This is a genomic window from Haladaptatus sp. AB618, assembly GCF_024136965.1.
Classification (GTDB): domain Archaea; phylum Halobacteriota; class Halobacteria; order Halobacteriales; family Haladaptataceae; genus Haladaptatus.
Map to the genome: position 1 here is coordinate 54,600 of NZ_JAMYJX010000007.1, position 18,947 is coordinate 73,546.

The window sequence follows — 18,947 nt, forward strand, 5'->3', positions numbered from 1 at the left end:
CGATGCACTCGGTCGTGTTGACCAAGGGCGTTCCGGACTTCCGCGAGGGGCAGGTGTCGTTCGACGAGGACGGCCACCTCGAACGTGGGAATACACCGACGGTGATGAACCCGAACGACCGGTTTGCACTTCAAGCCGCCCTCCAGACGAAGGTGAAACACGGTGGAACGGTGAGTGCGATGAGCATGGGGCCACCCGGCTACGCCGACGTGCTGGGCGAAGCGATGTCGGTGTACGCCGACGACCTCTACTTGCTCTCCGACCGCGCGATGGCCGCCGCCGACACGTGGTCCACATCGATCACCCTCTCCGCAGGTATCGAGAAACTCGACCATCCCGACCTCGTTTTCGCGGGATTCAAAACGGCTGACGGAGAGACGGGACAGACCGGCCCACAGACCGCGTGGTGTCTCGATTATTCCGTCATCACGCACGTCATCGCCATGGAGGTGGACGAGGACGAGGGCCGCGTTCGCGCCAAGCGACTCGTGGAAGGGGACGTGGACGAAATCGAGACGGTCGAATCCCCGCTTCCGGCGTTCATCGTCATGGACCCCGAGTACGAGGCGAGCTATCGGAAGGCCTCACATCGACTCCGGCGCAAACAACTCCAGGACGAAACCGAGGAGCGCGCCGCGGAGTACGAGGAGTATCTCACGACGTGGGATCACGAGGACCTCAACCTCGACCCGGATTACATCGGGTTGGACGGATCGCCGACCATCGTTTCGTCCGTGGACCCGATCCCGAAGGCACCGGCCGAGCGCGAAGCCACGATGGCGACGTTGGACGACGAGGAGGCGATGTCCGACGTGCTCGAAACGATCCAGCCGTTCGCGGCAGGTGACTGATCATGGCTGAAATCACCCCCGGCGAGCGAACCGTTTCGGAAATCGAGGACGAGGTTCGAACCATCGAGGACCCCGGTGCGCTCTCCGAACTGCTTACCGAAGAGGAGGACGGAAAGGACCGCAAGACGGCGAAGAAAGCGATTCAGGAGCGGATCGACGAAGTCGCCGACGAGTCGCCGGTCAGCGAGGCCGACGGCGGGACGGATACCGACGACACGGAAACCGAAGGCGAGTACGAGGAGACCGAGGAAGACGTGGAAAGCCCAGACGAAGCGGAAGCGACGGCGGAAGAGCCGGAATCGGACGAATCCGAGTCCGCGGAGAGCGAATCGACGGACGGCGAGGACGAGGAAGCCGAAGAAGACGACGGCCTCACCGAACCGACCGTCGACAAAAAGCACGTTCGAGCGCTCGAAGACGGCGTCTACCGCGACATGTGGGTGTACTGCGAGACGCAGGGCGGCGAACTCCTCGACGTGTCGAGGGAGATGCTCGGCAAGGCCCGCGAGTTGATGGACGGCTACGCCGAGGAGTACGGCGACGAGGAACGGGTCGTCGCCGTTCTCGTCGGCGACGACATGGAGGAACTCGCCGAGGAGTGTATCACCCTCGGTGCGGACGTGGCGGTCTATCACGACGACGAGCGACTGGAGCGGTTCCGCCACAAACCGTACACCGAAATCGTCGCGGACATGGCCCGCTCGAAGACGGACTGGAAGGAGTACGACAAGCCGCGGTACTTCCTCTTCCCGGCGACGAACAACGGCCGCGACCTCTCGGCACAGACGCAAGCCGAACTCGACTCCGGACTGGCGAGCGACTGTTCCGGCCTGACAATCACGGACGAACTCATCTCGAATCCCGTGAAGACCGGCGAACCCGGCGAGAAAATCGAGTTCGAGCGCATCCTCCACATGCAACGCCCGGACTTCTCCGGGTTCGAATACTCGACCATCCTCTGTATCGACAACCCCGACCGGGAGTTCCACCCGCAGGGCTGTTCGGTGATTCCCGGGAGTTTCGATCAGATGGCCCCCGACGCCGACCGGGAAGGCGAAGTCGTTTCGCACGACGCCGAACTTCCGGACGACTGGTTCCGCGTCGAGGTGTCCGAGTGGGACACCCTCGACACCGGCGTGGACCTGACCGACCGGGACGTCATCGTCGCGGTCGGCCGCGGTATCGGCGACGACCCCACGGAGGGGATCGAACTCGCGCTCGACCTCGTGGACGCGTTCGAGGACGCGGACCTCGGACTCTCGCGCGGCGTGGTCACGGCCTCCTACAGCGTGGAGGGACACGTCGAGCAGTACGTCTCCGAGGAGCGACAGATCGGCGAGACCGGACAGGTCGTCCAGCCACCGCTGTACATCGCGGCGGGTATCAGCGGCGCGATTCAGCACAAGGTCGGGATGGACGAATCCGAAACCATCATCGCCATCAATACCGACACTGACGCCGACATTCGGGACTTCAGCGATTTCTTCATCGAAGGGGACTTGTTCGAAGTGTTGCCCCGCCTGACGGACGCGGTAGAGGCGGGCGAACTGGACGCGGTCGCAGCGGAGGACGATGACTGAACGATGAGCGAGGAATACGAACACTACGAAGCCGTCGTGGTCGGTGCCGGTCCCGGTGGGGCCGCCGCCGCCGCGACGCTCGCACGCAACGGAATCGAAACGCTCGTCCTCGAACGCGGTGTCGAGGCCGGGTCGAAGAACGTCTCCGGTGGGTTGCTGTACGCCGAGGAGTCGGCTCCCTACACCATCGACTCGCTGTTCCCAGACTTCCGCGAGGAGGCGACCGAACGGCCGATCACGGACTACAACATCCACAACGTGGCCGGGAACAAGGTGAAGTCGTTCGACATCACCCGACTCCACGAACACGACACGGAGTGGTCGGACGCGGTCCTTCGGCGGAAGATGGACTCGTGGCTCGCCGACCAGGTTCACGAGATGACCCACGAGACGGGCGGCGGTCTGCTGACCGGCGTTCACGTCAACGGTCTCCTCCGGGAGAACGGGAAAATCGTGGGCGTCACCAGCGACGAACTCGACCCGATCAAGGCCGACTTCATCGTCGCGGCGGACGGCGTGAACAGCGAACTCGCCCGACAGGCGGGGCTGATGGACTGGGACGAACCGGAGGAGTGGTTCCAAGGCGTCAAAGCGGTCATCGAGATGCCCGAGGACGTCATCCAGGAGCGGTTCGACGTCGGCGAGGGAACGGGTGCGGCCCACCTCTTCTCGGGCAACCTCTTCGACGACGTTCGCGGCGGCGGCTTCCTCTACACGAACGAGGATTCGCTCTCCATCGGGTCGGTCTTCCACCTCGACAGCCTCGTCGAGGAGGAGGCGGAACCCCACGAACTGCTGAACAACCTGCTCACACACCCGCTGCTCGGACAGTGGCTCAACGGCCACTACAACGAGATAGAGTACTCGGCGAAACTCGTTCCCGACTCGAAGAAGGTCGCACACCCGGCACCGCACCGCGGACGCCTCGTCCTCGTCGGCGACGCGGGCGGGCAGATGCAGGCCCAAGGCCCCATCATCAAGGGCATGAACCACGCCGTGAGTGCGGGCGCGCTCGCGGCGGAAGCGTTCGCCGAGGCACGCATGCGCGGCGACCCCGAGGAGGCGGGCCGACTGTACGAAAAGAAGCTCAAGGACGAGGGCGTGATGGGCAAACTCCGCCCCCGTCAGTATCGGGCGACGCGCGGCGTCGCCGAGAACGACCGGATGAGCGAACTCGTAGATGGGGTTCTCTCGTCGTCGCTCGGCCGGGTCGCGCTCCGCTCCGGCCTCCTGTCGGGACAGCTCGAACGGCTGTACGGTTCTCCCCTCCTTTCCACGATGATTCCGGACACGCGGACGCCGTACGTCACGCTGCCGACGGTCATCGCGGAGGAACTCGGCACCGAAATCACGGACACGAACGAGGTCGAACCCAAGAGCCTCGCCGACCGCATCGGCGACCTGACCTACGACACCGACGTCGGCAACCCGCACATCGAACTGCGGGACAACTCCTACGAAGCCAGCGGGGCGGCCGTATCGGCCTGCCCGGTCAGCGCGGAGGGCTTCGGCGGTGGCTGTTATCGTGCGGAGACGGTACAGGAGAACAGCCACGAGGAGGAGATAGTCAGCCTCGACACGCAACCCTGCGTCGAGTGTGGGACGTGTGCTATCGTCGCCGACACGAAGTGGGAGCACCCCCGCGGTGGCAAGGGCGTCGAGTTCCGAGAAGGATAGCGAGCGCATGAGCGAATACCGCGACCGAATCACGTCCCTCGCGGAACGGGCACGGGACGACCGCGAATCGTTCGACCCGCCCGCCGACCCGCCGGACGAGGAACTGGCGGTGGCGTATTTACGAAACGGGGTCGGCGACGTCGTTTCGGTCTACATCGACGGCCGAACGGCCGAACTCGCCCGATTCGACGCGGACGAGATGGCGACGATGGAGCGAGCGCTCAACGAGTGGGTCGCGCTGTACGCCCGCTGTTACGGCTACGACATCGAGACGGAGTTCACGGTGCGGGAGGTCGCCGAGATGGTGTTGAAGACGTACGATCTGCGCGACACGGTGCAGTTGCTGACGCAAATCCCCGACCCGAAAGCGGAACGGGTACGGCGAGGCGAGAATGGAATCGGTGCGGCGAAAGCGGACCGTGCGTAGCTGAAAACGAGGTGGTCGGGGCCTCAGTTGAACGCCTCTTCGTTCCCCACCAATTCGAACAGCGGGTCGTACTCCTCGGGCAGTTGCCCGCGAATCTGTTCGAACTCCCCTTCCGGAACGACCTCCGCGACGAGCGACATCACGCCCTTCGCGTGAAAGAGCGCATCACCGTCGTCGATCCCCTCGCGCTCGGCGACGCGGGAGACGAACTCGTCGAAGTGAAACCGTTCCCCCGACTCGGCGTGGATGAGATACCAGTCGATTTCCATTGGGAGTGGCCCCGCGAGGTCTTTGGCCTCTCCCGCCTGTAAGCGCTCGCCGAGCGTCATCAACGTGGCCCGAATCGCGCGTACCGCTTGACCCTGTTTTCCCAATTTGAGACGATGCTGTACCTGTCCGATGAACTCGCTGTAGTCCATGATACCCCCACGCCCATCACGACGGGGTACTACAAGAATCGAGCGGCGGAGTTCGATGGGGGGATATCGACAGCTTCGAGACCTCTCACCATGGTTTCAGAACCATCGTTAATAATAAGTATAGATAGATGGTAACAGTGTACATGGAGTTCTCCGAGAAACTCGAATTCGGTCACGACGACCGCCGACGAATCTACGAGTACGTCGAACGCCACGGTACGGCGAACGTAAACGACGTACAGGATTCGCTCCGCATCGACCCCAGCGGGTTCCGTCATCACATCGCCATCCTTCGCCGCGACGGCTACCTCACGGAGGAAGACGATGCTCTCTCCGTCGCGCTCGAAACCGGCGCGGAGGAGGAGTTCAACGACGAGGACATCGAGTTCGTCATCCGCCCTGCCCGCCAGGAGGACCTCTCGGGAATCGTCGGCGCGATTCGACAAGTCGCCCAGGAAGGGTCGTACATCGTCGCCGAGACCGTCGCCGACGAGATCGACCATCAGGAAGCCCTGCTCCGGCACAACGACCTCGAATCACGGATGTTCTTCGTCGCGACCGTCGGCGACGAAGTCGTCGGCTGGGTTCACCTCCACGCCCCCGAACTGGACAAACTCAGTCACACCGCCGAACTGACCGTCGGCGTGCTGGACGAGTATCAGGGCCACGGCATCGGAAGCCACCTCCTCGAACGCGGACTGGAGTGGGCGGGTGCCAACGGCTACGAAAAGGTGTACCAGAGCGCCCCCTCGACCAACGAGAACGCCATCGACTTCCTCGAAGCCCACGGCTGGGAGACCGAAGCCGTGCGGAAGAACCACTACAAGATCGACGGCGAGTACGTCGACGAAGTGATGATGGCCGTGAAGTTGTAGGCGAGTCCGACCGGCAACGATCGATCCCGTTTTTGCACTTGCTTACTATTATCGAGCACTCGCGTACGTGTCGAAGCTTCTCACGAACCATGCCGATCAAAAAATCTGTTTCTGATACTCCGCCGACATCCTGACGACGAAAAATCTGAAGACTCATTTCGGTTCGGCCACGACAATTCCCTATGAGCGACGAAAGCCACGACAACGTCGTCCCCGGGAGCGAGGAGGAAATCGCTTCCCCCGACGTTGCAGGCTACGATTTCAAGGGCGAATTCGACTTCTTCGATATGCTGTCGTCGTACGAGACGACCGGATTCCAGGCGAGCCACCTCTACGAGGCGATCGAACTGATTCGAGCGATGCGCGAGGAGGGCGCGGAGATTTATCTCACCTTCACCTCGAACATCGTCTCGTCGGGGCTTCGGGAGGCCGTCGCCTACCTCGCCCGGGAGGACCTCATCGACGTGATGATCACCACTTCGGGGTCGATCACCGAGGACGTCATCAAGACCGAAAAGCCGTTCAAGATGGGCGAGTGGGACGTGGACGAGGCCGAAATGCGCGAGCGGGGTATCAACCGCCTCGGCAACATCTTCGTCCCCTCCGACCGCTACGTCTGGTTGGAGTCCTACCTCAACGACTTCTTCGAGGACTTCTTCGCCGAGGAGAAGGTCCGCACGCCGATGGAGTTCTCCCGCGAACTCGGCGAGACGCTGGACGACGAGGACTCCATCCTCTCGAACGCGGCGGACAACGACATCCCCATCTTCTGTCCCGCTCTGACCGACGCGGAGGTCGGTAACTTCCTCTACTACTACCGACAGGGCTACGACTCGGACGTCGGCATCGAGATTCTGGACGACTACGACAGCCTCATCGAGAAGGGCCTGCTCGCGGACAAGACCGGCCTCATCGTCCTCGGCGGCGGCGTCCCCAAACACCACGCCATCATGACCAACCTCTTCCGCGGCGGCGCGGATTACGCCGTGTACGTTTCGACCGGCATGGAAGGCGACGGGTCGCTCTCCGGTGCCCCACCGCACGAGGCCGTCTCGTGGGGGAAGATCAAGGAGGAAGCGACGAACTACGTGCAGGTCGAAGCCGAGGCGACGCTCGTGGTTCCGATGATGCTCGCTGGCGGGTTCAAAGTCGATTAGAAGGCGAGCAGGTTTTGGAGTCCGTTTTCTAGCGAGAGCGGCCGCGAGCGGGCGGGGGCTTTCGAGGACTGCTTCCCAGTAGTTGCAATCGAAAACCAGCCAAACACGACTCGTAGCGAGCGAACGGGGGATTTCAAGGACTGCGTCTTAGTCGCATTCGGCACAACTCACCCAAACAGCACAGCTTCAAGTTCTTGGCTTAGTATCCGATGAACAGTCACCCACGGCACTGCATGAGCAGACGGGATACAGCATGAGTCGCATCCACGAGGTTGTTGAAGAACTCCGTGAATTTCGAGAAATCGTGCTGAAATGGATCGCTTATAATATCAAACGAACTGTGGTACAGTGAAATCATATGCCGTATGGCGATTCACCACGCCAAAATGGTCTAAACCATATTTTATCTATCGAGTTGCTTAATCCGATGTGATTGGTATAGGATAGTCAGACCAAGAATAACTAACAGTAGTAATAGGAGGGGAATAGGCGATTCAAATCCTACCTCTCGATAGATATTAGACAATTCTGACGAGAACAAAAAAGATACAATTACAACCACTGCCACGATTATAATCGATGATTTGTTGTCCATATTTCTACGATTGACTTGGTCGGTAATAAGGATTTTACCATCGTGGATAGCTTTCTCGGGAACAGACATCAGAATAGAAAAATCACCGAACGCTGCTTCTCCCCACAAAAATCGAAAGACAGTTCCGACCCTCTGTGGTATCACCAAGCATGATTTCTATCGCGCTCGCGGGCAAACCGAACGCCGGGAAGTCCACCTTCTACAAGGCAGCCACGCTGGCCGACGTGGACGTGGCGAACTACCCGTTCACGACTATCGACGCGAATCGCGGGGTGAGCTACGTCCGAACCGACTGCCCCTGTCTCGAACGCGACGAGCGCTGTGGCAACGACAACTGTCACGACGGGAAGCGCTACGTTCCAATCGAACTGCTGGACGTGGCCGGATTGGTTCCGGGGGCACACGAGGGACGCGGACTGGGCAACCAGTTCCTCGACGCACTGACGAACGCTGACGCCATCGTCAACGTCGTGGACGCTTCCGGCGGGACGAACGAGGAGGGCGAACCCGTCGAGGTGGGGAGCTACGACCCCGTCGAGGAGGTCGATTTCATCGAGGAGGAGATGGACCAGTGGCTCACGGGCATCATCGACCGCAACTGGGAGGGCGTGGTGCGTCAATCGCGCTCGCCGGGATTCGACATCGACGAGGCGCTCGCGGACATGCTGACAGGGTTCGGGGCGACGGAACACGATGTGACGACGAGTCTCCGCGGCTTGGAGTATCCCGGCGACCCGCAGAAGTGGACGGACGAACACCGCGTGGCACTGGCCCGCGACATCCGCGCCCGGACGAAGCCCATCATCCTCGTGGCGAACAAGGCCGACATCGCCCCCGAGGAGAACATCGAGCGACTCCGCGAAACGGGCAAGATAGTCATCCCCGCGACCGCCGAGGGTGAACTCGCGCTCAGGCAGGGTGTCGAGGCAGGCGTGGTGGACTACGACCCCGGCGACGAGGATTTCGAGGTGGTCGGCGACCTGAGCGATCAACAGCAAGCCGGACTGGAACAGATTCGCGACGTCATGCACGAGTGGGGCGGGACGGGCGTCCAAGAGAGCCTCGACGCCGCCGTGTACGACCTGCTCGACCGGATCACGGCGTTTCCCGTGCAGAACGATTCGAAGTGGACGGACGGACAGGGTAACGTCCTCCCGGACGCCTTCCTGCTCCCGAGGGGGTCCACGCCGCCGGACCTCGCCTACGCCGTCCACAGCGACATCGGCGACGGCTACCTTCACGCCGTGAACGCCAAGACGAAACGCGACATCAGCGACTCCTACGAACTGGAAGAGGGAGACGTGATAAAAATCGTCAGCACGGCGAAGTAAGCCGCTCGTCCGGTCATCGTTTTCCCGCTCACCGTCTTTCCTGCACCCCGTTTTCCTGTAGCACGTTTCTACAGCAGCACGTTTCAATCACCTTATCGACCCATTGATTGATATTGATTCGACTTCTTTCATAAGACGATTATGGCACGTAATCGCACGAACAACGGAGAGTTCGATGTCTGAATCGGCGGGGGACGACCTCACATCCCTCCTCGACGAACTCCGGATCATGGCACAGGTGGGCCTCGAATACGCCGACGACCCGTACGACGAGGAGCGCTACGAGCGGATTTTGTCCCTCGTAAGCGAGTGGTACGGTCGGTCGTACGACCTGCCGTCGGAGGAAGTTCGACAGCGGTTCGCCGAGGAGGTCGGCTACGTCACGCCGAAGGTGTGTGCGGAGGCCGTCATCTTCGATTCGGACGGACGGCTTCTCCTCCAAAAGCGAACGGATGACGGTACGTGGTGCTTTCCGTGCGGGTACACCGACCCCGACGAATCACCGGCGGAAACCGCCGTGCGGGAAACGCGAGAGGAGACGGGTCTCACGGTCGAGGTGGACGAACTAGCCGGAATTCACACGAGAAAACCCGGAGAGCACGGCCCGCACTGTCTGGTTCGTCACTCCTACCTCTGTTCCGTCACGGGCGGCGAACTCCGGGTCTCCCACGAGGGCGAAGACGTACGGTACTGGCACATCAACGATGTACCGGTTTGGCACAAGGACCACGAGCCATCGGCACGCGCGGCGGCCAGGAAGCGACGGAATTCGGAGTAATCGTCGAAGGTCGGAGTCGAGTCGCCCTATCCGTCGTCCACCAATCTCGCGAAGTTTTCGAGCACCCGTTCCCCGCTCGCGTCCGCAAACGACAACTCGTTCTCCTGCCAGCCGAAGTCCTCCGCGATTCGCGGGAGCAACTCGTCCGTGAACTCCGGGTGGAACTGCGTCGTCCACAGCGGCACGTCCCGATGACGGCTGGCGAAGTACTCGTTGTGCGCCGTCGAGCCGATGGCTTTCATTCCAGCACCCAGTTCGACCACGTGGTCGCCGTGTACCGCCGGAACGACCGACGAAACGCCCTCGAACAGCGGGTCATCCGTCAACTCGGCCCGAACGAGTCGGTTCGTGAGGCCGCGATGTTCGACCGATCCACCGAGGGCGTCGTTCACCAACTGGTGGCCGAAACAGACACCCAGCGTCGGAATTTTCCGTTCGATCAGTTCGCGGACCAGTTCGGCTTCCTCCTCCATCCACGGATACTCGTCGCGCTCGTACACCCCCGCCGTGCTCCCGGCGACGATGACGCCGTCTACGCCCGACAGGGACGGTTGGCCGCCCGCCGCCACGTAGTCGTACACCTCGTGATCCGGCAGCAACGACTCCATCGCGCGGACGAAGTAACGATAGTCCGGGTTCACCTCGTTCTCCAGTACGAGCAGCATGGGTGAGAATCGGATTGAGAGTGATAAAAAGCTACGCGAGGACGATCTTCAGGCTCACTACGGATCGATGTCCATCCCGTCGTACCCGAACCGCAGATTCAGGTCGTCGTACTCGCTCCGGTGCACGATACTCGTCGTCGCTTCGCGAGTCCATCGAATCACTCGTCGGCGAAGTCGAGCGAGACGCTGTTGATGCAGTAGCGTTTGCCGGTCGGTTCCGGGCCGTCGTCGAAGACGTGGCCGAGGTGGCCGCCGCAGTTCGCACAGACGACTTCGGTACGGATCATTCCCTGGCTGGTGTCCTGTCGCGTCTCGACGTTGTCCTTGGGTACGTCGTAGAAACTCGGCCAACCGCAGTGTGAGTCGTACTTCGTGTCCGAATCGAACAACTCCGCGCCGCACCCGGCACAGACGTAGGTACCGTCGTCCGTTCTATCGAGGTGTTCGCCGGTATGGGGGCGTTCGGTACCCTGCTCGCGGAGGACACGGTACTCCTCGTCGGTCAGTCGTTCGCGCCACTCCTCGTCGCTCTCCGGTAGGTCGGTGGACGGTCGTTCGCTCATGCCGTCATCTAGTTCCTGCGGCGGGATAAACTGTCTGCACAGGGGGCCAGTAAATTCATGTTTTGGGCGATTAACAGTGTGGACGATATGAGTCTGACTACTGAGAAAGGCATCATCGGACATCTCGTGGGGGAAAAGTGTCAATGGTGCGACGACGGCACGCTCGTTCACGAGACGTACAAAGGAAACGAAGCGGCGATCTGCGACTGCTGCGAGACGCCTACCGCACAGCTCTGGTAGGGATCCGCGAGCGATCTATCTCCTACCGAATTCACTTTTTTCGTCCCGAACAAGAAGACGAAACTCCGTGAGCGGTGCCAGCGGAACCGTACGCGAACGAGGGCACGGTTTTCGTGCACGGGATTACGGTTTTCGTGGTGTTTTCAGCGAACTGCGTTCCGAAGGTCGTCGTACGACCCCGTCTCGGTCACGTGTTCGACGTTCTCGGCGAGGATGTCCGCGAGGCGGGCGAAGTATTCCGGCGTGTGGCCAGCCATGTGCGGCGTGATGAGCACGTTATCGAAGTTCCACAGCGAATGGTCTTCCGGTAACGGCTCCGGATCGGTGACGTCCAGCGCCGCGCCGCGAATCGCATTGCCGCGAAGCGCCGAAACGAGCGCGTCCGTTTCGACCACTTTTCCGCGTGCGATGTTCACCAGGACGGCGTTCGGCGGGAGGGTGCTGAACTCCGCGGTCCCGATCAACCCGCGCGTCTCGGGCGTCAGCGGACAGGCCAACACGAGATACTCCGTCCGGGCGAGCGCGTCGTGCAGACCGTCGAAGCCCACCACTTCGTCCGTCGGGCCGCCCTTCTCCGGCGAGTACCGAACGCCGATGGTCTCGACGCCGAACCCGTCCAACCGCTCGGCGATGGCCCGTCCGATGGCACCGAGTCCGATGATGGTTACGGTGCTCCCCTGCAGTTCGTGTGCCTGAAAGTGCCGCCATTCGCCGTGTTCCTGTTGCCGTTCCGCGCGGAGGAAGTTCCGGGTGAACGTGAGTATCGCGCCGATGACGTGCTCCGCGATGTTCGGTCCGTGAACACCGGAGGCGTTCGTCACCGCCACGCCCCGTGATTCGAGCGCGTCGAGCGGGAGGTGTCCCGTTCCAGCGGACGCGGCGGCGAACAATTGGAGGTTTTCGGCGCGGGAGATCAGGGCTTCGTCGATTTCGAGGCCGGTCACGATTTCCGCATCGACGATGTACTCGCGCTCCTCTTCCGGGGTTCTCGCGCGAACGATTTCGTGGTTCGGCAGTCGCTCACGAAGTTCGGCAACGTAGTCGGACATCGGCATGCCGTGCGTTCCTCGACTCAGTACGAGCACGGTCGGTTCCTCAGATCCGGTTTCGGCGTCAGTCATACACCCGGCTTCTCGCCGAAAGGAAATAGAAGTAGGTGTCCCGGAACATCCTACCACCGTCCTGTGGGCGTTCGAGCATCACACAACGGTCGAATCATGGATGGACGATCGAATCACGGGCGGACGGTCGAATCATGGATGGATGGTCGAGTTACGATGTGGTGGCGAGAGGTGGTCTGCCAGAAAGTCGTACACTCGCTGTCGGGAATCCCGGGCGAATCGTGATTCGTTGAGTTCGAAGTCGTGGCCGCCGGGAGCGTCGTCGTAACACTCGTATTCGAACTCCGCGCCGACGTCGCGCAGGGATTCGACGAGCGACTCGACTTCGGAGTGATGGACATCGCCGTCGTTGGTCGTCGCGTGGATCCGGAGCGGGGTTCCCGTGGCGATTGCTTGATGGGCGGGCGAGCGCTCGCGGTACCGGTCCGGGTCGGCGTCCGGCGTGGTACCGAGGTGATAGCTCGCCGTGTACAGGCGGTGATATCCCTCGTCCTTGTACTCCCAGCGCTCCAGCAGGTCGGAGACGGGTGCACCAGCGTAGGCGACGGCGTAGGAATCGGGATACCGAAACACGGACAACAGGGCGTGCAACCCGCCGTGGCTCCACCCTACGACCCCGATCCGTTCGTCGTCGACCTCCGCTCGGTCGGCGACCCAGTTGCGGGCGGCGAGCGTGTCGGCGATCTCGTGGCCGCCGTAGTCGATGGCCTCGTAGTGTTCGCGGCCGTATCCGGTGCTTCCACGATACTCGGGAGAAACGACGACGTACCCCTCGTCGAGCAGTTCCCGAACGACGCTCACGTACTTCGTCGAGAAGTTGTCGTGAATTCCACCGTGGACGAGGACGATTGCGGGGCGGGACGAAGCAGTATCGTCGTCCGAGGGGCCACTGACCGGGAAAAACGCGTACGTCGGAATTTCGAGTTCGACATCGGTGTTCGGAATCGAGGGACCGAGCAGGGTGAACTTCCGAACCCGAGCGTCGGGGAGTTCGTGATACCAGCGGTTGTCGTCCGCCTTCCGTTGGAGGATGTCGAGTCGATGGTCGAGTCGGTTATCGAACTCGTTGCCGTCGGTCCCGCCAAGCCATCGATGTACGTCATCGGCGTGGTCGTCCATTATCGATACGATGACCGCACGGATGATAAATACAGGGTAACGACAGGTAGAAATATATATGTTTTCCGGTTGAGGTAATTCATCCCACGAGACCGATCCCTGGTCGCCGCTCACGGGATCGCAGCCGGTTTTATTCTCGTTCGCTTCGCTGTCGCCGTACTTCCCGAGCCAACGCGCCGACCCCGATCGCGAGAACTCCGAGGGCCAACACCCACGGCCCAGTTTGTCGATCTCTCGCTCTCGATTTCTCGGACACGCTATTCTCTAATCGGGCTGTGGGATCCGTTGATGTCCCACTCGTGAATACAGAAGGGTCGTCCCTCATTCCCCGTGATCTTCCAGTTATGGTCTGATTCGTCCCACGAGTCCTCGCGTCCGCACGCCACGCACTGTCGTCGGTTGGGTCGGTTGAGTTCAGCCATCATACCCGAGAAACGACGTGCAGGCACTTAAACAGACGGCAACAGGGCATTTTACCGCGGGCGTCGAACGTCCCATCGATGCTCCGAAGACGAACCTTCCTCGTCGGCGTCGCTGAGGGAGGCGTGGCCCTGTCGGGGTGCACAGGCGTTCGCCACGATGGGAGCGACCGGACGACGCGAACGGAATCGAGGACGAACACCATGACGGAATTCAAAACGACCGCGTTCGAGGACGGCGGCCGCGTGCCGACCGAGTTCACCTGTAGCGGGAAGGACCGCTCGCCACCGCTCGAAATCTCGTCGGTCCCGAACGACACGGAATCGCTCGCCATCATCATCGACGACCCCGACGCACCGAGCAGAACCTTCACCCACTGGTTGCTGTGGAACCTCCCGCCGAACACCCACCGGATCGGGGGCGGCGTTCCGGGAGCGAAGACGGTCGATTCGCTCGGTGGGGCACGACAGGGGACGAACGGATTCGGCGAAATCGGCTATCGCGGTCCCTGCCCGCCGAAGGGCGACGGCCCGCACACCTACCGATTCACGCTGTACCTGCTCGACGAGAAACTCGGACTCGACGCGGGTGCGAAACGCGACGCCCTATTGAACGCGATGGACGGGAAACGACAGGGTAGCACCCGATTCACGGCGAAGTTCGGTCGGGGATAGCGAACTGATTTCGTCCCACGGCGACGACGACCGGTAATGAACGATTTCGACGTACGCCCCGAGAACGAAATCGAGACCGATGAAATCAGCGACGTCGTCGCCGCCGCGTTCGGTCGCCGCGACGAGGCGGACATCGTCGCGGCACTCCGGGAGTCGTCCGCATTTCGTCCTGCGTTGTCGCTCGTCGCCCACCGTGACGACGAAATCGTCGGTCACGTCATGTTCACGGACGCCACGCTCGACGACGACGAAGAACGAGGGGCGCTCGTGCTCGCGCCGCTCGCCGTCGCGCCCGACCACCAGCGTTCGGGCGTCGGGAGCCGACTCGTTCGAGTCGGCCTCGACGCCGCCCGGACGGCGGGTGACGACCTCGTCTTTCTCCACGGCGATCCAAACTACTACGGACGGTTCGGATTCACGGCGGCAATTGCCGCCGGGTTCGAGAATCCGATCGACTTGTCCGACGAAGCGTTTCAGGTGTTCGACCTGACGGGAGATGGGTCGGATGAAACCTCGGGAACGCTCACCTATCCGTCTCCGCTTCGGGAGTGAAATTTCATTTCTCTTCTCGCTTCCCCGTTCCCGGTTTCCGGTTCCCCATTCCCGATTTTCGGCCGCCAGTCGATACAGCGAAGTTACCGGGGAAACGATTTCACATTCCATGATAAAGATGGTCGATTTGCTGGTCCGCAAGGACGGCATGAGCCACGAGGAGTTCGAGGAGTACTGGCTGGACGAACACTCCGAACTGGCGAAGGAACTCCCCAACGTCAAGAAGTACGTTACCTCCGTCTCGAAGGACCCCGAGAAGGCGGGCTACGACGGCGTCCTCGAACTCTACTTCGACTCGACGGCGGACATGAAGGCCGCGTTCGACTCCGAGAAGGGGGAGGAGGTCATGGCCGACGCCGCGGAGTTCATCGACATGGAACAGGGTCCGACGCTCATCCTCGACGAGACGGTGCAGTTGGACGAACTAAACTAGTCGAACCGACGTAGTTCGGGAAAAGGAACACCCTTTTTCGTGTGGTACCGAACCTATGGAGATAGTCAGCCGTCAATCGTTCTCGTGGCGCGACGTGCCTGCCCTGCTCGTGAGCATCGTCGTCTGTGAACTGGCGGGAATCGTTCCGTCGATCCTGACCGCAACCTCGGTGGCGACGTGGTACACGACGCTTCAAAAACCCGGCTTCACGCCGCCGAGTTGGGTGTTCGGGCCGGTGTGGACGACGCTGTATTTCTTGATGGGAATCGCGCTCTATCTCGTCTGGCGACGGGGTGACAACCGATTCGCGCTGGGTATTTTCGCCGTTCAACTCGTCCTGAACGCGAGTTGGACGCTCGTCTTCTTCGGCATGCAGTGGCCAGCGGGCGGGTTGGCCGTCATCCTCGCCCTGCTCGTCGCCATCGTCGCGACGATGGTCGCGTTCGCTCGCATCGACCGGCGGGCGGCCGCACTGCTCGTCCCCTACCTCTGTTGGGTCAGCTTTGCCACCCTGTTGAACTACGAACTCTGGCGGCTGAACTGAGCGAGTAGGGAGAAAACCGGGAACGCCGGGGTTAAAAGTTCTCGGCCGCAAGGGAGGTATAATGAGCGAACAGAGCGGGTACAGCGAGGGAGACCTCCGAAACACCGGGATGGCTCTCAAACACGACCGGGAATGGGATTACGAACTCGAACGCATCATCGAAGCGGTCGACGAGCGCGACGCCGAAAAAGTTGGGCTGCAGTTCCCCGAGGGACTCAAACGCCGCGGCCCGCAGGTGGCCGACGACCTCCGCGAACTGCTCCCCGACGACGTGACGATTCTTCTCTCGGGGCAACCCTGTTACGGAGCCTGTGACCTGGACACCTACCTGATGAAGCGCACCGACGTGTTCGTCCACTTCGGTCACTCGCCGATGAAGAACACGGACAAGGTCATCTACGTCCCGCTGTTCTCGAACGTGGACGTCTTCCCCATCATGGAGGAGTCGCTGGAGGAACTCGAAGTCGGCGACATCGGCCTCGTCACGACCGCTCAGCACATGAACCACTTCGAGCGGATGCGCGAATGGCTCGAAGAGCGCGGCTTCGACGTGCACACCCGGCGCGGAGACGACCGACTCACCCACGAGGGACAGGTTCTCGGCTGCAACTACGCCTCAGCGGACATCGACGCCGACCAAGTGCTGTACGTCGGCGGCGGGAAGTTCCACCCGCTCGGACTGGCGATGGAGCACCCCGACAAGACGGTCGTCATCGCCGACCCCGTGAACAACGTCGTCACCGTGGCGGACACGGAAAAATTCCTCAAACAGCGCTACGGCGCGGTCCACCGCGCGATGGACGCCGAGAAGTGGGGCGTCATCTTCTGCACGAAAATCGGACAGGGTCGCTGGGACGTCGCACAGGACATCCTCGACGAGAACGAGAACGCCTACCTCATCACGATGGACGAGGTGACGCCCGACCGACTGAGAAACTTCGACATGGACGCCTTCGTCAACACCGGATGCCCGCGCATCACGACCGACGACGGCCCGCGGTTCCACAAGCCCATGCTCACGCCCGGCGAGTACGAAATCGCCGTCGGCAACGAACCATTGGATTCCCTCGAATTCGACACCTTCCACGGCACGTGGTAGGAAAATATTTGTAGCGCTTCTCTCTCATTCTCCCTTCTTGCCGTAACCGAATGACCCGTCCAGTGGTGTTTCTCTCTTCGCGTGGAGAGACCCATCAAATCGAAATCAGTCGAAGTCGGCCCCAGTTCGCTCCTTCGTCGCTCACGAGAACCGCGAGAGAGCGAAGCTCTGACTGGTTCTCGTTCGTTCCTTCGTCACTCACGAGAACTCCCCAACAACCGCAGGCATACACCCGTCGCCGGGTTCGTGATACGAGAAGTGGTCGGGGACGTAATCGACGTTGTGATCCTCGTAGTTCCCCGGCGGCGTCCCTTCACAGCCAGATTCTCCGACGGCGGAGTCGAACTCGGCTGTCGAGTACGCCCACGTGAGCACTTGATCGTCGGATTTCCAGAAGTTGTCGAACTCGCCGACGACGTTGGCGATTGCGGGACCGTACTCGCCATCGACGGCGACCGATTCGTTGTCGGCGGCACCGCCGAGCAGGGTCGCCGACTCGACGTAGTCGCTGTAGCCGAGCGAGTCGAGCGCCCCGATGGTCGCCGGAACGACCCGCCCGCCGAGCGAGTGGCCGATGAGGCGGACGCGAGCGCCGGTTCGGGCGCGGTAGTCGGTGATGAAGTTGGCGAGTTTCGCGCCGTTTCGCTCCGCGATGTCCGTCGCGGGCCACCACTGGTCGATGCGGGTGTCCGAGTCGTAACTGAACCCGATGACCGGATGGGTGTAGCCGTTGTTCCGGAGTGAGGTTTTGACCGTCTCGAAGTGGTCGGGTGCTTCGTCCGGCGCGACCAACCACCCGTGAACCGAGATGACGACTTCCTCCGGGTTCGCGCTCCCGTAGCCCGGTATGTCCCCGACGGTGCTGTAATCCCATTTCGTGTGCCCGTCGGTCAACTCCTCTTCGTACAGCCAATCGATGTCGAAATGACCGCGTGTCGTCGCGCGGGGGAAATCCGCGGGTCCGGTGATGTCCCCGTCGTCGCCTTCGAACCCGGCGGCGGTTCCGGTGACGCCGACCAGTCCGACCGCCGCCGCGGCCGTCCCTTTCAGCATGGTCCGACGGGTTATCTCGGTCGTTTCGGTCGCCTCTGAGTTTCTGTCGGTGTCTCGCGGCATGAATTCATAGAGCCCATTCCAGATATTAAATCTGTTGCAAAATTCGTTAGGGTTTCTGTTCGCGAGATCGAATACATCCATCCGCGCGATCTCACGCGTCCTTACGTTCGATTCGATACGTTCGTCCCTCGTATTCGATGACCCGCGACTCCGACACGGAAATCGCCGTTCGGTTCACGTCGAGGTTGACCCGGCGAACGCCCGTTTGACCAACCGAGATTACTACTAGACATACACAAACCTTTTTGTATTCCCAGTAGGTATTGTGTGGTAACCATGAGCGTAACTCGTCCATCCACGATCGAAACCGCGATCGAAGGCTGCCGACCCACCGACAAGACCCCAGTGACCCTCGATGCGGCCGCGCTACCGGCCTCGCGCGACGACCTGCGCGACCTGCAGACGGAACTCGCCGCGAACGATTTCGTCCCGGCCGGAGTGACGGTGCAAGCCTGCTTCGACGCCGACTGCTCCTTCGCCACGCAGGACGAGGCCGACCGGATTCGGGAGTACATCCGGACCGCCGCGTTCATCGGCGCGGGTATCGTCACAGTCGAATTCGATACCGTCGAAGACGAGTCGAAAGTCCGCCCGTCCCTCGCCGCGCTGAAGGAGCGTGCCCGCCGTGAAGGCGTCACGCTCGAACTGGACGGCCCGCTGACGCTGAACGCCTGATCCGATCTAAAACCTGTCTCTTACGTCGTCCCGCCG

23 protein-coding genes are annotated in these 18,947 nt (G+C 61.6%); 15 read left to right on the forward strand and 8 right to left on the reverse strand.

Features of this window, described 5'->3' with window-relative positions:
- Positions 1–2 precede the first annotated feature (2 nt).
- From NKF26_RS18825 to NKF26_RS18840, 4 genes are read left to right on the forward strand one after another with little or no spacing between them, the layout of a single operon-like run.
- Positions 3–851 carry an electron transfer flavoprotein subunit beta/FixA family protein gene (locus NKF26_RS18825; protein WP_253226220.1) on the forward strand — a complete coding sequence of 283 codons (849 nt, stop codon included), beginning with the start codon at positions 3–5 and terminating at the stop codon, positions 849–851.
- A 2-nt stretch (positions 852–853) separates the two neighbouring features.
- Positions 854–2,431: an electron transfer flavoprotein subunit alpha/FixB family protein gene (locus NKF26_RS18830; protein WP_253234734.1), complete on the forward strand. Its 1,578-nt coding sequence runs from the start codon at positions 854–856 to the stop codon at positions 2,429–2,431.
- A 3-nt stretch (positions 2,432–2,434) separates the two neighbouring features.
- A complete protein-coding gene (locus NKF26_RS18835; RefSeq protein WP_253226222.1) occupies positions 2,435–4,108 on the forward strand; it encodes an FAD-dependent monooxygenase in 1,674 nt (557 codons plus the stop codon).
- Positions 4,109–4,115: 7 nt separating this feature from the next.
- Positions 4,116–4,535, forward strand: coding sequence for a hypothetical protein (locus NKF26_RS18840; protein WP_253226223.1), 420 nt, complete (start codon positions 4,116–4,118; stop codon positions 4,533–4,535).
- A gap of 23 nt (positions 4,536–4,558) precedes the next feature.
- Here the strand turns inward: NKF26_RS18840 and NKF26_RS18845 are convergent, their stop codons facing one another.
- Positions 4,559–4,954, reverse strand: a complete 396-nt coding sequence (locus NKF26_RS18845; protein ID WP_253226224.1) for a DUF2267 domain-containing protein — start codon at positions 4,952–4,954, stop codon at positions 4,559–4,561.
- Between the two features lie 143 nt (positions 4,955–5,097).
- Between NKF26_RS18845 and NKF26_RS18850 the strand changes: the two genes are divergently transcribed.
- Both NKF26_RS18850 and NKF26_RS18855 read left to right on the forward strand, forming a co-directional pair.
- Entirely contained in the window at positions 5,098–5,829 is a 732-nt protein-coding gene (locus tag NKF26_RS18850) for a GNAT family N-acetyltransferase (protein ID WP_253226401.1), read from the forward strand.
- Positions 5,830–6,011: 182 nt separating this feature from the next.
- Positions 6,012–6,986, forward strand: a complete 975-nt coding sequence (locus tag NKF26_RS18855; protein WP_253226225.1) for a deoxyhypusine synthase — start codon at positions 6,012–6,014, stop codon at positions 6,984–6,986.
- 403 nt (positions 6,987–7,389) lie between these two features.
- Here NKF26_RS18855 and NKF26_RS24475 read toward each other — a convergent pair whose 3' ends face one another.
- Complete coding sequence (locus NKF26_RS24475) at positions 7,390–7,650, reverse strand: DUF2304 family protein (protein WP_369682170.1); 261 nt, start codon at positions 7,648–7,650, stop codon at positions 7,390–7,392.
- Between the two features lie 80 nt (positions 7,651–7,730).
- Here NKF26_RS24475 and NKF26_RS18860 point away from each other — a divergent pair, with 80 nt between their 5' ends.
- The gene (locus NKF26_RS18860) at positions 7,731–8,912 is read left to right on the forward strand and encodes a redox-regulated ATPase YchF (protein ID WP_253226226.1); all 1,182 of its coding nucleotides are present in this window, start codon (positions 7,731–7,733) and stop codon (positions 8,910–8,912) included.
- Positions 8,913–9,087: 175 nt separating this feature from the next.
- Positions 9,088–9,690 (forward strand): NUDIX hydrolase N-terminal domain-containing protein, encoded by a 603-nt coding sequence (locus NKF26_RS18865; RefSeq protein ID WP_253226227.1) that lies wholly within the window; start codon positions 9,088–9,090, stop codon positions 9,688–9,690.
- 26 nt (positions 9,691–9,716) lie between these two features.
- Here the strand turns inward: NKF26_RS18865 and NKF26_RS18870 are convergent, their stop codons facing one another.
- Together NKF26_RS18870 and msrB are read right to left on the reverse strand one after the other, a co-directional pair.
- On the reverse strand, positions 9,717–10,355 hold the full coding sequence (locus tag NKF26_RS18870; RefSeq protein ID WP_253226228.1) for a type 1 glutamine amidotransferase: 639 nt from the start codon (positions 10,353–10,355) through the stop codon (positions 9,717–9,719).
- Positions 10,356–10,513: 158 nt separating this feature from the next.
- Positions 10,514–10,918: a peptide-methionine (R)-S-oxide reductase MsrB gene (gene msrB, locus NKF26_RS18875; protein ID WP_253234735.1), complete on the reverse strand. Its 405-nt coding sequence runs from the start codon at positions 10,916–10,918 to the stop codon at positions 10,514–10,516.
- Positions 10,919–11,005: 87 nt separating this feature from the next.
- Here msrB and NKF26_RS18880 point away from each other — a divergent pair, with 87 nt between their 5' ends.
- The gene (locus tag NKF26_RS18880; protein ID WP_253226230.1) at positions 11,006–11,158 is read left to right on the forward strand and encodes an HVO_A0556 family zinc finger protein; all 153 of its coding nucleotides are present in this window, start codon (positions 11,006–11,008) and stop codon (positions 11,156–11,158) included.
- A 143-nt stretch (positions 11,159–11,301) separates the two neighbouring features.
- Here NKF26_RS18880 and NKF26_RS18885 read toward each other — a convergent pair whose 3' ends face one another.
- From NKF26_RS18885 to NKF26_RS24480, 3 genes are all read right to left on the reverse strand, one after another.
- Positions 11,302–12,279 carry a D-2-hydroxyacid dehydrogenase gene (locus tag NKF26_RS18885; RefSeq protein ID WP_253226231.1) on the reverse strand — a complete coding sequence of 326 codons (978 nt, stop codon included), beginning with the start codon at positions 12,277–12,279 and terminating at the stop codon, positions 11,302–11,304.
- A 132-nt stretch (positions 12,280–12,411) separates the two neighbouring features.
- Entirely contained in the window at positions 12,412–13,398 is a 987-nt protein-coding gene (locus NKF26_RS18890; RefSeq protein WP_253226232.1) for a S9 family peptidase, read from the reverse strand.
- Positions 13,399–13,655: 257 nt separating this feature from the next.
- Positions 13,656–13,820: an HEWD family protein gene (locus NKF26_RS24480; RefSeq protein WP_342764502.1), complete on the reverse strand. Its 165-nt coding sequence runs from the start codon at positions 13,818–13,820 to the stop codon at positions 13,656–13,658.
- A gap of 78 nt (positions 13,821–13,898) precedes the next feature.
- Here NKF26_RS24480 and NKF26_RS18895 point away from each other — a divergent pair, with 78 nt between their 5' ends.
- The 5 genes from NKF26_RS18895 (at position 13,899) to dph2 (ending at position 17,120) form a co-directional block, all read left to right on the forward strand.
- Positions 13,899–14,492, forward strand: coding sequence for a YbhB/YbcL family Raf kinase inhibitor-like protein (locus tag NKF26_RS18895; protein ID WP_253226233.1), 594 nt, complete (start codon positions 13,899–13,901; stop codon positions 14,490–14,492).
- Positions 14,493–14,528: 36 nt separating this feature from the next.
- Positions 14,529–15,044: a GNAT family N-acetyltransferase gene (locus tag NKF26_RS18900; protein ID WP_253226234.1), complete on the forward strand. Its 516-nt coding sequence runs from the start codon at positions 14,529–14,531 to the stop codon at positions 15,042–15,044.
- 109 nt (positions 15,045–15,153) lie between these two features.
- On the forward strand, positions 15,154–15,477 hold the full coding sequence (locus NKF26_RS18905; RefSeq protein ID WP_253226235.1) for an EthD family reductase: 324 nt from the start codon (positions 15,154–15,156) through the stop codon (positions 15,475–15,477).
- Between the two features lie 55 nt (positions 15,478–15,532).
- Positions 15,533–16,021 (forward strand): TspO/MBR family protein, encoded by a 489-nt coding sequence (locus tag NKF26_RS18910; protein ID WP_253226236.1) that lies wholly within the window; start codon positions 15,533–15,535, stop codon positions 16,019–16,021.
- A 61-nt stretch (positions 16,022–16,082) separates the two neighbouring features.
- Positions 16,083–17,120, forward strand: a complete 1,038-nt coding sequence (gene dph2 / locus NKF26_RS18915) for a diphthamide biosynthesis enzyme Dph2 (RefSeq protein WP_253226237.1) — start codon at positions 16,083–16,085, stop codon at positions 17,118–17,120.
- Between the two features lie 198 nt (positions 17,121–17,318).
- On the opposite strand, the gene NKF26_RS18920 is transcribed toward dph2, so the two are convergent.
- Positions 17,319–18,236, reverse strand: coding sequence for a triacylglycerol lipase (locus tag NKF26_RS18920; RefSeq protein WP_253226238.1), 918 nt, complete (start codon positions 18,234–18,236; stop codon positions 17,319–17,321).
- Positions 18,237–18,512: 276 nt separating this feature from the next.
- On the opposite strand from NKF26_RS18920, the gene NKF26_RS18925 reads away from it, so the two are divergent.
- Positions 18,513–18,911, forward strand: a complete 399-nt coding sequence (locus NKF26_RS18925; RefSeq protein WP_253226239.1) for a hypothetical protein — start codon at positions 18,513–18,515, stop codon at positions 18,909–18,911.
- Positions 18,912–18,947: the final 36 nt, after the last annotated feature.

Bases quoted from the DNA above. Each gene is read 5' to 3' on its own strand.
- NKF26_RS18825 (WP_253226220.1), top strand. From the start codon at position 3: ATGCACTCGGTCGTGTTGACCAAGGGCGTTCCGGACTTCCGCGAGGGG.
- NKF26_RS18830 (WP_253234734.1), top strand. From the start codon at position 854: ATGGCTGAAATCACCCCCGGCGAGCGAACCGTTTCGGAAATCGAGGAC.
- NKF26_RS18835 (WP_253226222.1), top strand. From the start codon at position 2,435: ATGAGCGAGGAATACGAACACTACGAAGCCGTCGTGGTCGGTGCCGGT.
- NKF26_RS18840 (WP_253226223.1), top strand. From the start codon at position 4,116: ATGAGCGAATACCGCGACCGAATCACGTCCCTCGCGGAACGGGCACGG.
- NKF26_RS18845 (WP_253226224.1), bottom strand. From the start codon at position 4,954: ATGGACTACAGCGAGTTCATCGGACAGGTACAGCATCGTCTCAAATTG.
- NKF26_RS18850 (WP_253226401.1), top strand. From the start codon at position 5,098: ATGGAGTTCTCCGAGAAACTCGAATTCGGTCACGACGACCGCCGACGA.
- NKF26_RS18855 (WP_253226225.1), top strand. From the start codon at position 6,012: ATGAGCGACGAAAGCCACGACAACGTCGTCCCCGGGAGCGAGGAGGAA.
- NKF26_RS24475 (WP_369682170.1), bottom strand. From the start codon at position 7,650: ATGTCTGTTCCCGAGAAAGCTATCCACGATGGTAAAATCCTTATTACC.
- NKF26_RS18860 (WP_253226226.1), top strand. From the start codon at position 7,731: ATGATTTCTATCGCGCTCGCGGGCAAACCGAACGCCGGGAAGTCCACC.
- NKF26_RS18865 (WP_253226227.1), top strand. From the start codon at position 9,088: ATGTCTGAATCGGCGGGGGACGACCTCACATCCCTCCTCGACGAACTC.
- NKF26_RS18870 (WP_253226228.1), bottom strand. From the start codon at position 10,355: ATGCTGCTCGTACTGGAGAACGAGGTGAACCCGGACTATCGTTACTTC.
- msrB (WP_253234735.1), bottom strand. From the start codon at position 10,918: ATGAGCGAACGACCGTCCACCGACCTACCGGAGAGCGACGAGGAGTGG.
- NKF26_RS18880 (WP_253226230.1), top strand. From the start codon at position 11,006: ATGAGTCTGACTACTGAGAAAGGCATCATCGGACATCTCGTGGGGGAA.
- NKF26_RS18885 (WP_253226231.1), bottom strand. From the start codon at position 12,279: ATGACTGACGCCGAAACCGGATCTGAGGAACCGACCGTGCTCGTACTG.
- NKF26_RS18890 (WP_253226232.1), bottom strand. From the start codon at position 13,398: ATGGACGACCACGCCGATGACGTACATCGATGGCTTGGCGGGACCGAC.
- NKF26_RS24480 (WP_342764502.1), bottom strand. From the start codon at position 13,820: ATGGCTGAACTCAACCGACCCAACCGACGACAGTGCGTGGCGTGCGGA.
- NKF26_RS18895 (WP_253226233.1), top strand. From the start codon at position 13,899: ATGCTCCGAAGACGAACCTTCCTCGTCGGCGTCGCTGAGGGAGGCGTG.
- NKF26_RS18900 (WP_253226234.1), top strand. From the start codon at position 14,529: ATGAACGATTTCGACGTACGCCCCGAGAACGAAATCGAGACCGATGAA.
- NKF26_RS18905 (WP_253226235.1), top strand. From the start codon at position 15,154: ATGATAAAGATGGTCGATTTGCTGGTCCGCAAGGACGGCATGAGCCAC.
- NKF26_RS18910 (WP_253226236.1), top strand. From the start codon at position 15,533: ATGGAGATAGTCAGCCGTCAATCGTTCTCGTGGCGCGACGTGCCTGCC.
- dph2 (WP_253226237.1), top strand. From the start codon at position 16,083: ATGAGCGAACAGAGCGGGTACAGCGAGGGAGACCTCCGAAACACCGGG.
- NKF26_RS18920 (WP_253226238.1), bottom strand. From the start codon at position 18,236: ATGCCGCGAGACACCGACAGAAACTCAGAGGCGACCGAAACGACCGAG.
- NKF26_RS18925 (WP_253226239.1), top strand. From the start codon at position 18,513: ATGAGCGTAACTCGTCCATCCACGATCGAAACCGCGATCGAAGGCTGC.